The organism is Methylophilus sp. DMC14 (assembly GCF_056314085.1).
Genome location: NZ_JBQUZA010000002.1, coordinates 106,800 through 119,306 on the forward strand (window position 1 = coordinate 106,800; position 12,507 = coordinate 119,306).

Here is a 12,507-nt window from a genome sequence, read left to right on the forward strand (position 1 = left end):
GATGATGAACCCTTCACGGCTGTTTATTTTAAGACCGGTGGCGACCTCGTTATTGATGGTCGCCATTCTGCTGGCGGGCCTGCTGGCGTATACCTTGTTGCCCAAATCTGCCTTGCCGCAGGTTGATTACCCGGTGATTCAGGTGGTCACGCTCTACCCCGGCGCCAGTGCCGAGGTGATGGCGATGAATGTGACCTCACCGCTGGAGCGTCAATTTGGCTCTATGGCTGGCCTGGCACATATGTCCTCTGCCAGCTCTGGCGGCGTTTCAGTCATTACCTTGCAGTTCAGCCTGAAAAACAGCCTCGATGTTGCCGTCCAGTCAGTTCAGGCGGCCATGAACGCGGCCAGTACCTTTTTGCCTGCGGATTTACCCTCCCCGCCTATCTATAACAAGGTGAACCCGGCCGATGCCCCGGTGCTGACGTTGGCCGTGACTTCACAGAGCCTGCCATTGCCAAAGTTACGCGACCTGGTGGATACGCGCATGGCACAAAAAATTGCGCAGGTGAGTGGCGTGGGCCTGGTCAGTGTGGATGGCGGGCAAAAACCGGCGATCCGCATTCAGGTGAATCAGCCCGTGCTGGCGGCCTACGGGCTGGGCATGAATACGCTGCGCACCATCATAGACAGCGCCAACTCCAACCAGGCCAAAGGCAATATTGATGGCCCCTTGCTGGCCTATGAACTCGATGCCAACAGCCAACTGCGGTCCGCAGAGGAATACCGTAACCTGATTATTGCCAACACCGGTGACCGGCCCGTGCGCCTGCGGGATGTGGCTGAGGTGAAAGAGGCACAAGAAGACTTGTATATCTCTGCCTGGTCCAATCAAACGCCCGCCATTCTGGTCAATATCCGCCGCCAGCCCGGCGCCAATGTGATTGAGGTGGTCGAGCAGATTCGCGAGCGCCTGCCCGGCCTGACCGCGGGCTTGCCGGCCGATGTCAGCGTCAGCGAACTCACTAACCGCACGCATACCATCCGCAGCGCGCTTGAAGATGTGCAGTTTGAGCTCATGCTGGCCATTGCCCTGGTGGTGATGGTGATCTTCCTGTTTTTGCGCACGGCGGCGGGCACCGTCATCCCCAGTTTGACTGTGCCGTTGTCGCTGGTGGGCACGTTTAGCATCATGTATGCGGCGGGCTTTAGCATCAACAACCTCACCCTGATGGCGCTGACCATTGCCACCGGCTTTGTGGTCGATGATGCCATTGTCATGATTGAGAATATCGCGCGCCATATTGAAGAAGGCGAGACGCCGATGAATGCCGCCATCAAGGGCGCCCGCCAGATCGGCTTTACCATCATCTCGCTGACCTTTTCACTGATTGCGGTGCTGATCCCCTTGCTATTTATGGGCGATGTGATTGGCCGCTTGTTCCGCGAGTTTGCCGTCACACTGGCGGTCGCCATCCTCATTTCGGCGGTAGTCTCGCTCACCCTGACGCCCATGCTGTGCGCGCGCTTGCTCAAACCAGCCAAAGCCCCTGTCGCAAACCAGACTAACCTCATAGACCGCATCATTGCCTATTACGGCAGAGGACTGCAGGTTGCCTTGCGGCACCAGCCGCTGGTATTGCTGCTTGCGGCCGCATCGCTGGTGCTGACGGTCACGCTGGTGATCAGCATCCCCAAAGGCCTGTTCCCGACCCAGGATACCGGCTTTATCCAGGTGATGACTGAGGCCAACGGTTCGGATGCCTTCAGCGTGATCAGCCACAAGCAGCAAGCCGTGGTAGAAGCCATTTTGCAGGATGCCGATGTAGAAAGTATTTCTTCAGTGGTAGGCGTGGATGGGGTCAACACCACGCATAACAGTGGCCGTATGCTGATCAATCTCAAGCCCTACCCGCAACGCCAGGCCAGCGCCAGCGAGGTCATTTCCCGCTTGCAATCTCGCCTGGAGGCCACCGCCCCGCTCAAGCTGTTTATGCAACCGGTGCAAGACCTGACGTTGTCAGACCGTGTCAGCCAGACCCAGTATCAATACCTGCTGACCAGCACCGATCCGCAAGCCTTGCAAAGCGCACTCCCCGGCTTTATGCAAGCACTGCGCAAGCTGCCGCAACTGACCACCGTCACACATAACTTGCACAGCGACGGCCTGCGCGCCGCCGTGACCGTGGACCGCGACAGTGCCGGGCGGCTGGGCATTACCATGGCGGATGTGGACAATGCGCTCTATAGCGCCTTTGGCCAGCGCATGATCAGTACCATTTTCACCCAGGCCAATCAGTACCGCGTGATTCTTGAGTCGCAACCATCCTCGGCCTCAGGCTTGCAGGCGCTGGATCAGGTTTATGTCACCAGCAATACCGGGCGCCAGGTGCCGCTGGCGAGTATCGCACGCATCAGCGAGCAACCGGCGGCGCTGGTGGTGAACCGGGAAGACCAGTTACCCTCAGTCACCATTGGCTTTAACCTTGCCGATGGCTATGCCCTGGGGGATGCCGTGGCAGCAATTGATGCAGTCAAACAGCGCATGCAATTCCCGGCCACCATGATTAGCCGCTTTCAGGGCGCAGCTGCCGCCTTTAATGCCGCACTCGGCAACGAATTATTTTTAATGCTGGCCGCCATCCTCACCATGTATATCGTGCTGGGTATTTTGTATGAAAGCTATATCCACCCGCTGACCATCCTCTCCACCTTGCCTTCTGCGGGCGTCGGCGCCTTGCTGGCGCTCATGCTGACCGGGCATCCGCTCAGCGTGATTGCTATCATCGGCATTATCCTGCTGATCGGCATTGTGCAAAAAAATGCCATCATGATGATTGATTTTGCACTGGAGGCCGAGCGCCATCATGGCAAGTCGCCTGAAGAAGCCATTTATGAAGCCTGCCTGCTCAGGTTCCGGCCTATCCTGATGACCACACTGGCGGCGCTGTTAAGTGCCGTGCCGCTGGTCACCGGCGATGGCCCCGGCTCAGAATTGCGTGCGCCGCTCGGCATTGCCATGATAGGCGGCCTGTTAGTGAGCCAGTTGCTCACCTTGTTTACTACGCCAGTCATCTACCTGATGTTTGACCGCCTGGCCCAGCCTGGTCAGCACAAAGCAGTCGCACACAGCGAGGCGAACCCATGAGTGGGCTCACGCTGTTTTTGCGCCGCCCCGTGGCCACCACCTTGCTGGCACTGGCGATTGCCTTGCCCGGCATTGCGGCTTATGTGGCACTGCCGATTGCCTCGCTGCCGCAAGTGGAAATGCCCAGCATCGATGTGTTTGCGCGCCTGCCCGGCGCCAGCGCCGAAACCATGGCTTCCGCCGTTGCCTCGCCGCTGGAGCGCTCGCTGGGTAATATTGCCGGCCTCAACGAGATGACCTCCAGCAGCACCAAAGGCCAGACCCGGGTCAGTTTGCAGTTTGATCTGGACCGCAATGCAGACAGTGCCGCACGCGATGTGCAAGCGGCCATCAATACCGCCATCCCCTTGCTGCCAGCCGGCATGCAAAGCAACCCAACCTGGCGCAAGAGTGGCCCGACCATGATCATGCATATCGCACTGACCTCGGACCGCTACAGCCAGTCCGAGCTGTACGATGTGGCCTACAGCCTGGTCGGGCAGCGCATCTCGCAAGTGGATGGCGTGGGCCAGGTCAACGTCAATGGCAGCGCCTTGCGGGCGGTCAGGGTAGAAGTGAATCCGCTCACTGCCAATCAATATGGCATCAGCCTGGACCAGATCCGCACGGCCATCGCCAATGCCAACGCCCATTTACCCAAAGGCTTTATCGAGAGTGCCAGCAAACGCTGGCAGCTGGAAGTGAATGACAGTAACCGCCAGGCGGCCGATTTTCGTGATTTGATTGTGGCCTGGCGCAATGCCGCCCCGGTCAGGCTGCGCGACATTGCCGAGGTGAAAGACTCGGTGCAGGAGCTGCGCAGCGCCGGCAGCGTCAAGCAAAAGCCCGGCGTGGTCATCGCGGTGAATAATATCCCGGGCGCCAACATTGTCGCCACGGTTGATGGCATCAAAGCCTTGCTGCCCAGGCTGCAGCCCTTGTTGCCGCCTGGCATTGCCATGGAAGTGCTCATAGACCGCAGCACCATCGTCCGCAAATCGTTAGAAGAAGTCGAACACAGCCTGCTGATCTCGATTGGATTGGTGATCGTGGTGACCTTTTTGTTTTTAAAAAGCGGGCGCGCGGCGCTGATTCCCAGCATCGCCATTCCGGTGTCCTTGCTGGGGACGCTGGCCGTGATTTACCTGTGCGGTTTCAGCCTCAATAACCTGACCCTGATGGCGCTCATTATTGCCACCGGCTTTGTGGTGGATGATGCGATTGTGGTGGTAGAAAATACGGCCCGGCACATTGAACATGGCCTCAGCCCCTTGCAGGCGGCACTGCGGGCAGTGCACGAGGTGTCATTTACCATTATCGCCATGAGTCTGGCGCTGATTGCGGCATTTATTCCGCTGCTGTTCATGGACGGTGTGGTCGGGCGCATGTTCCGCGAGTTTTCAATCACGCTGGCCAGTGCGGTCATCATTTCATTGCTGGTGTCGCTGACACTGACACCCGTCCTCTCCTCCAAACTACTGCGGCCGCAAGCAGCAAAGCATGGCGCAAAGGCTGGTGGCGCTGATCATACGAGTCCCGCTCCCGCCACGCAGGACCAACCCTGGCCAGCCTCAGTGTATCAGCGTGTGCTGCGCTGGAGCCTGCACCACAGGCGCCTGATTCTGCTGCTCTTTGCCGTGGCTATCGGCAGCAACCTTTATCTATATACCCTGGTGCCCAAGGGCTTTTTTCCGCTACAAGATACTGGCCGCTTGCAAGGCAACTTCGAGGGCGACCAGAATCTGTCGTTTTGGGCCATGCGTGAAAAAGTGGCCCAATTCATGCAGATCATCGCCCGCGACCCCGATATCGATACCTATTATGAATACACGGGTGGCTTTGGCGGCGGGCAATCCAATACTGGCATGCTCAATGCGCGGCTGAAACCCCGTGCAGAGCGCCAGGCCTCCGCGCAAGAAGTGGTGGATCGCTTGCGCCCGCAATTGGACCGCGTGGCCGGAGCATCGTTACGCTTGCGACCACAACAGGAATTCAATATCGGCTTGCGTCCCGGCTCGGCAGAATACCAATACACCTTGCTCTCCAGCAGCGTAGACGATTTGCGCCAGTTTGCTCCCAAACTCAAGGATGCCATGGCCAAGCTGCCGCAACTGACTGACGTCTCCAGTGATGCACAAGACAAGGGCTTGCAGATTAATCTGGTGGTGGACCGCGACGCGGCCACGCGCCTGGGCATCACCCAGCAGCAGATTGACAGTGCCTTGAATGATGCCTTTGGCCAGCGGCTGGTCTCAACCATTTACGAACCGCTTAATCAATACTATGTGGTGATGACGGTGGCGGCCCGCTTTGCGCAGGGGCCGGAATCCTTGCAGAATATCTACCTGACCAGCCTCAAAAACCAGCGCATTCCGCTGGCCAGCTTTGCCCACTGGCAACCCGTGAATACGCCGCTGGCGGTCAATCACCAGGGGCAGTTTGCCGCCGCCACGGTTTCGTTTAACCTGGCCCAGGGCTATGCGCTGGATGTCGCCAGCCAGGCCATCGAATCGACCTTTGCCGCGCTGGTGCCGCCAGAGAGCATCCATGGCACCTTTGCCGGTAAAGCCAAAGCGTTTCAGGATTCCATGGATAGCCAGCCGTGGCTGATCCTGACCGCCGTGATCGCGATCTACATCGTGCTGGGCATGCTGTACGAAAGCCTGATCCATCCGCTGACCATCCTCTCTACCCTGCCCTCGGCGGGCATAGGCGCCTTGCTGGCCCTGTTATGGTTTGACAGCGAGTTGACCATTATCGCCATGATAGGCATTGTGCTCCTGGTGGGCATTGTCATGAAAAACGCCATTATCATGATTGATGCGGCGATTCATTTGCGGCGTGAACACGCGCTCTCTGCCGAAGCCGCCGTCACCCAGGCCTGCCTGCAACGCTTGCGGCCCATTTTAATGACCACGCTGGCGGCGGTGCTGGGAGCGGTGCCCTTGTTGCTGGGCGTCGGCGATGGTGCTGAAATCCGTCAGCCGCTGGGCATCTCCATCGTCGGTGGCCTGCTGGTAGGGCAAGTGCTGACGCTGGTCACCACGCCCGTGGTTTATCTGTATCTGGATGATGCGGGGCGTTGGCTCAGCCAGCGTTTCGGCCTCTCGTTAAACTCAAATTCTTTGAAGAATCAAACGGTATGAACATAGTCAAAATGTGGGTGCTGGCCATGGCGGGCCTGATGATACAAGGATGCAGTGTCTGGCAAGACTATGTACGCCCGCGCGTCGAGATACCGGCACAATACAAAGAACCGCCGCCTGAAGGCTGGAAAGTGGCCGAGCCCGGTTCACCAGAACTGTCTGCGGCCTGGTGGGAACGTTACAACGACCCCCAACTGACCGCCTTACTCACCCAGGCCAATCAAGCCAACTACACCATCCTGATTGCGGAGGCCAATTATCGGCAAGGGCTGGCACTGGCGCGGGCGAGCCACTCGCCGCAATTGCCCGCACTCAACGGGCAGGCAGGCGCCACCCGTGGGGAAACCACCAATACCACTGGCGTGCGCAGTGATTACAGCATTGGCCTCAACGCCAGTTGGGAGATGGATTTGTGGGGCAGAATACGTAACAGCGTGATTGCTGGCGAAACCAATGCCGAAGCCACAGCCGCCGACCTGGCTGCGGCCAAGCTCTCGGTCCAGTCTACCCTGGCGCAAACCTATTTTCAGCTCAGGATTCTGGACTCGCAAAAGCTGCTGCTGGATAACACGGCCAAAAGCTTTGATCGCTCACTCAAGCTGACCACCAACCGCTATAACGTGGGCCTGGCGTCGCGCACGGAAATCGCCCAGGCCGAAACGCAATTGCGCAATACACTGGCACAGTCGATTGATATCAGCGCCTCGCGCGCGCAACTGGAGCATGCGATTGCAGTACTGATCGGCAAGCCGCCAGCCGAGCTGTCTATCCCCGAACAACCATACAAGGACGTGGCCAATTTGTCTCTGCCCGCCGCGAATACAGGCTTGCCTGCCAGCCTGCTGGAACGCAGACCAGACATTGCCGGGGCTGAGCGCAGGGTCGCCTCCGCCAATGCACAGATCGGCGTTGCGCGGGCGGCACTCTTCCCCACGCTGACGTTGGGCGCGACCTTTGGCTATAGCGACAACAGCCTGAGCAATCTGCTTTCGCTGCCTAACCGCCTCTGGTCACTGGGCCCCGCGCTGGCCGGGCCGATTTTTGATAACCAGCTGCGTAGATCGAATACCAATGCGGCCATTGCCCGCTACGATGCCAGTGTCGCCACCTATAAACAAACCGTGATTAATGGCTTGCGCGAAGTTGAGGATAATCTGGCCTTGCTGCGTATTCTGGAGGCGGAGGCAAAAGAACAGGAAACCGCCGTCAAATTTGCACGCGAAGCCGTCACCCAAACCGAAAACCGCTACCGTGCCGGCATCAGTGAATACCAATACGTGGTCAACGTGCAATCCACCCTGTTGAGCGCCGAGCGCAACCTGCTCTCCATCACCGGGCGCAGGCTCAATGCCTCGGTGGCCCTGATGGTAGCCCTGGGCGGGACTTACAACACCTCAAAATAAACCCTGGCAACGCATCCTGACAGCATCCAGCAATCGCCTGGTCAGAAACACGCTTTACGATATTCCCGAATGAATATAACGATGTTAGAATCTCTATCATCCAGAGCGTGAATTGCGGCATACCAGTTTTTTTGCGGCTTACGCTATTCCCAAATAAATATAACGAGTGCGAATGCGCATTTAAGACGCACACCAAGAGAGGACCCTGACATGTCATTGCATCACCCATCTGCACGATTCTCCTTACTGATGGCCTGCCTGCTTGCGAGCGTCAGCGAACAGGCCATGGCCGCCGACAATACCAGCGACAGCAAGGCGTTCACCCTGGGCGAAATCGTCGTCACCGCCCCCAAGGACCACGAAGCAGGCGTCGTCTCTGACACGCTAGACATCAGCGACCTCCGCAAATTTAATCGCGAAACGGTGGGCACTGCTCTCAACCTTTTACCAGGGATCACACTCACCAATGGTGGCGCACGTAATGAACAAATGGTCACTGTCCGCGGCTACGATATCAGACAAGTCCCCTTGTTCATTGATGGGATTCCAGTGTATGTTCCTTACGATGGTTATGTGGACCTGGCGCGCTTCACCACAGGCGACCTGGCGGCGATTCAGGTCTCCAAAGGCTACAGCTCGGTCTCTTTTGGCCCCAATACCTTGGGTGGCGCCATTAACCTGGTATCACGCAAGCCCAGTAAAACGCTGGAAGGAGATGCCAGAGTGGGCTTTGGCCAGGAAAATGCCCATGAAGCCAATGCCAACATAGGCACGAATCAAGGCACCTGGTACGCTCAAGCAGGGGTCAGTTATCGAGACAGCGATGGCTTCAGAATGTCAGATCACTTTACACCTACCGCCACCGAACAAGGCGGGCTTCGCAATCACTCACAATATCAGGATAGTAAAGTCTCGCTGAAGTTTGGCGTAACCCCGAATAAAACCGATGAGTATGCGCTTTCCTACTATAAACAAGATGGCGAGAAGGGCAATCCGCCCAGCACGATTGCTAGCAACGCTCGTTTTTGGAATTGGCCGCAGTGGGACAAAGAGAGTCTTTATTTCATCTCAAAAACAGACGTGGGAGAACATGAAACCGTGAAATTACGCTTGTTCCTGGATAAGTTTAATAACACGCTGAATATGTATACCAACGCCAGCTATCGTGTCTTGAACGGCGGCCCAGCCTCCGGGATCAGTCTGTATCATGACAAAACGCATGGCGCAATGCTGGAGCTTGAGTCGACGCGCCTGAAGAACAACACATTGCGACTGTTTAGTGAATATAAAGTGGATAAACACCAGGCGTTAGATGGCTTGGGCAATACCACCGAACACTTTCAGGATACCTGGCGTTCGATCGCCTTTGAAGATGCAATCAAGCTGGGCACGCAAACAACGGCGACGATTGGTTTTGCCCACCATGAAATTGACCCTGACAAAATCTATAAGCCAGGCTTTACCTTTACCGCGAACACACTCACCGCCAATGATCCGCAAGCAGCCATTTCGTATCAATGGAGTGAAACCGCGACGCTTTATGCCAGCGCTGCGCAAAAAACACGCTTGCCGACATTAAAAGATCGCTACTCATTACGTTTTGGGACGTTTATTGAAAACCCCAATCTGTCAAAAGAAAAGGCACATAACTACGAAGTCGGTTACAAAGGCATGCCTTGGAACGGCGCTACAGCGCAAGTGGCCCTGTTTCACAACGAGATAGCGGACAAGATTCAAAGCGTGGTTTTAAATGGGCAAACCGCCTGCTCAACGACAAACAAATGCCAAAACCAAAACGTTGGTCAAGTCCGTATTCAAGGCATTGAGTTAAGTTTAAATAGCCCCTTGGGAGAAGGGTGGCAAATAGGCGGCAATGTGACCAAAATGCATGTCAACAACCTGGCCGACAACACAAAAATTACCAATGTGCCTGAAACGAAAATCACGACGCACCTCACATGGACCCCTTTAAATGCCATTCGCGTGATTGGTTTCGCCGAATACAATAGCAGCCGCTGGGTCAGCAATACCACCAAAGTCGACGGTTTCACCGTCATGAATCTCAAAGCAGTCTGGCAGCCGGTCACCAACCTCAGCGCAGAAGTGGGCGTGAACAACCTGACTGATAAAAACTACTCTCTGGACTACGGTTTTCCGAATCCCGGACGCATGTGGTTTAGCAATCTGAGTTACCTGTTTTAACCGGGAACATGACCATGGTTTTTTACCAGCGGATATTCACCCCTTGCACCCAGCGGCTGCTGTGCATCAGCTTGTTCTTCGCCAGCCTGTGTGCCCCCGCCAGCGAAAAAGTGGTGGTCATGACCAGTTATCCGCAGGAAATGATCTCGCAATTTGAGGCGGCCTTTGAGCAGCAAGCGCCTGACTATCGGCTGGAGATCATTTGGAAACCGGCACAAGATGCTTTGCATTACCTACAACAACATGCAGGCGAAGTGGATGTGTACTGGGCACCTGCGCGGCAAAACTTTAGCCTGCTGGCGCAGCAAGGCAAACTCAAACCGCTTGATCCGGCATGGATACAATCGCCCGCCTCCCTGCAGGGCACGCAACTGAATGATGCACAGGGCTTGTATGCGGCGACTGAAATTGCCGGACTCGGCATGGTGATTGATCCCACGGCGACACGCAAAGCCAGGCTCAGTCCGCCGCAAGACTGGCAGGACCTGGCCAATCCGACGCTACGCGGCCAGGTGGCGTTTCCCCTTCCCGGCAAAGTCGGTTTTGCATCGGGCTTGATTGACGCCATGTTACGCGGAAAGTCATGGACAGAAGGCTGGGCCATGCTGAGTCAGATCGTGCTCAATGCACGCTTTATCGACCATGGCTCCACCTTTATTACGGATGAAGTGGTTGCCGGCCGGGCGATGGTCGGCATCACCATGGATTTTTTTGCTGCCTCGGCCATCGCCAAAGGGGCCCGCCTGCAGTATTGCTATCCACCCATGGTGGCCTACTCGCCAGCGCACGTCGCCATTTTTCAGCAAGCCCCCCATCCGGCGGCGGCGCGGGCCTTTGCAGAATTCACGCTCTCCCCTGCCGGGCAGCAACTGCTGTTTGCCGTGGATATCCGCAAATTACCGGTCGTGCCGGCGGCCTATCGGCATAAACCGCATGGCTATTTTGACCCCTATGCGGCGCAACCACCCTCGCACGATCAAGGCCGAGATGTGGTTCAGCAAGCCCTGTTGAATGCCATGTTTGAAGCCACCCTGGTGCAGCATCAGGCCTTATTGCAGTCACTACATGTCAACCTCGCCTTTGCCAAACATCTCAAGCGTGATGGCGCAACCATCCAGACCCTCGAACAACAGCTGTTGCAGCCACTGTTCACTGAAGCGCAGTTATTCAGCACCACGCATTACGCACAATTTGCAGCAGGGCCATCTCCGTCGCGTGATGCGCTGATCCAGGACTGGGCGGCCCAGGCCAAGACGCGTTACCAGTCTGTCGCCACCGCCTTGCAGGCGCTGCTGTTAACGCCTTAACCTGCTTGGTCTGCATGTTTAACTTCTCGCTGATCAAACTTGCGATTGCGTGGTGCTGCCTAGTGGCGGCTGTCACTCCAATCGCCGTCGCGGCGCCGGCGGCCGAATTCTACAGCCCTTCCCGCACGGCCGAAGCCTACAGCCAGGCACTGCCTGCCTTACGTGACACGGCCTCCAGACAACGTTTTGAGGAGGGTCGCCAGTTGTTCCGGCAACTGTGGACCATTGCCGACAATGCGCAAACCCAATTCTCGGGCTTGGGCCCCTTATACAACCGTCAATCCTGCCTTGCCTGCCACCCGGGCAACGGCCGCGGCTTTGCGCCGGATGGCCCCACTGAATCCATGAAAACCATGCTGGTCAGGCTCAGCGTACCAGCCGCCCAAGGCACTCCTCAGCCGCATCCCGCCTATGGCGAGCAACTGAATGAATTTGGAATCCCTGGCGTCGCCGGTGAAGGGCTTGCGCACGTTAGCTATCACCCCCTGACCATCTCGCTCGCTGACGGCGAAACCGTGACATTGCGTCAGCCCAGCTTGCATTTCAGCGAACTGGCTTATGGCCCGCTTGACACGGCGCTCACCTCAGCGCGGATTGCCCCGGCCGTCTTTGGACTGGGCCTGCTGGAGGCTGTCCCTGAGGCAGAAATTCTGCGCCAGGCCGCCCGGCGCAAACCTGCGGGCATTAGCGGGAAACCGAATTGGGTGTGGGAGATCGCACAACACAAATGGGTGATAGGCAGGTTTGGCTGGAAAGCCAACGCCCCTCACTTGCGCCAGCAAATTGCCAGTGCCTTTCATGGCGACTTGGGCATTACATCTAGCCTGTTTAAACAGCCACCTTGTGCTGAGTCACAAACGACCTGCCTGGCCAAGGCGCACAGCAGCGAGCCTGAGCTGACAGACACACAGCTGGAAGCCATCCAGTGCTATCTCTCAGCGCTGGCCGTACCGGCCCCCGCCCCGGCCACCCCAGCATTGCAGCGTGGCGCATCTTTGTTCAGGCAGGCGCAATGCATTGCCTGCCATACCGATGACTTACGGACTGGGCCGCTGCCTGGAATCACCGCGCGCGCCGGGCAGACGCTACCGGCTTATACTGACTTGCTATTACATGACATGGGCGAAGGCCTGGCTGACCATAGGCCAGATTTTGCGGCCAATGGCCGTGAATGGCGCACACCGCCACTCTGGGGCATAGGCCTGGCGAAACAGGTTCATCCACGAGCAGGCTTTCTGCATGATGGGCGCGCCAGCACATTGCAAGAGGCGATTTTATGGCACGATGGGGAGGCGAGTACTGCGAGAAAGCGCTTTGAAGCGCTCTCTCAAGAAGAGCGTCACTTGTTGCTGTTGTTTCTGGCGTCTTTGTAAGCGGACAGT

General features: G+C 57.1%; 6 protein-coding genes. All 6 read left to right on the plus strand.

The window, feature by feature from the left end:
- Position 1 precedes the first annotated feature (1 nt).
- The 6 genes from ACT53C_RS04750 (at position 2) to ACT53C_RS04775 (ending at position 12,498) form a co-directional block, all read left to right on the plus strand.
- Positions 2 to 3,088: an efflux RND transporter permease subunit gene (locus tag ACT53C_RS04750; protein ID WP_476145077.1), complete on the plus strand. Its 3,087-nt coding sequence runs from the start codon at positions 2 to 4 to the stop codon at positions 3,086 to 3,088.
- On the plus strand, positions 3,085 to 6,213 hold the full coding sequence (locus ACT53C_RS04755; RefSeq protein WP_476145079.1) for an efflux RND transporter permease subunit: 3,129 nt from the start codon (positions 3,085 to 3,087) through the stop codon (positions 6,211 to 6,213). The genes ACT53C_RS04750 and ACT53C_RS04755 overlap by 4 nt, the downstream gene beginning before the upstream one ends.
- Positions 6,210 to 7,616, plus strand: coding sequence for an efflux transporter outer membrane subunit (locus ACT53C_RS04760; protein ID WP_476145080.1), 1,407 nt, complete (start codon positions 6,210 to 6,212; stop codon positions 7,614 to 7,616). Before ACT53C_RS04755 ends, ACT53C_RS04760 begins: the two co-directional genes overlap by 4 nt.
- A gap of 210 nt (positions 7,617 to 7,826) precedes the next feature.
- Positions 7,827 to 9,818 (plus strand): TonB-dependent receptor plug domain-containing protein, encoded by a 1,992-nt coding sequence (locus ACT53C_RS04765; RefSeq protein WP_476145082.1) that lies wholly within the window; start codon positions 7,827 to 7,829, stop codon positions 9,816 to 9,818.
- A gap of 119 nt (positions 9,819 to 9,937) precedes the next feature.
- On the plus strand, positions 9,938 to 11,125 hold the full coding sequence (locus tag ACT53C_RS04770; protein ID WP_476145083.1) for an ABC transporter substrate-binding protein: 1,188 nt from the start codon (positions 9,938 to 9,940) through the stop codon (positions 11,123 to 11,125).
- A gap of 62 nt (positions 11,126 to 11,187) precedes the next feature.
- Positions 11,188 to 12,498, plus strand: coding sequence for a di-heme oxidoreductase family protein (locus tag ACT53C_RS04775; protein WP_476145084.1), 1,311 nt, complete (start codon positions 11,188 to 11,190; stop codon positions 12,496 to 12,498).
- The last annotated feature ends 9 nt before the right edge of the window (positions 12,499 to 12,507 follow it).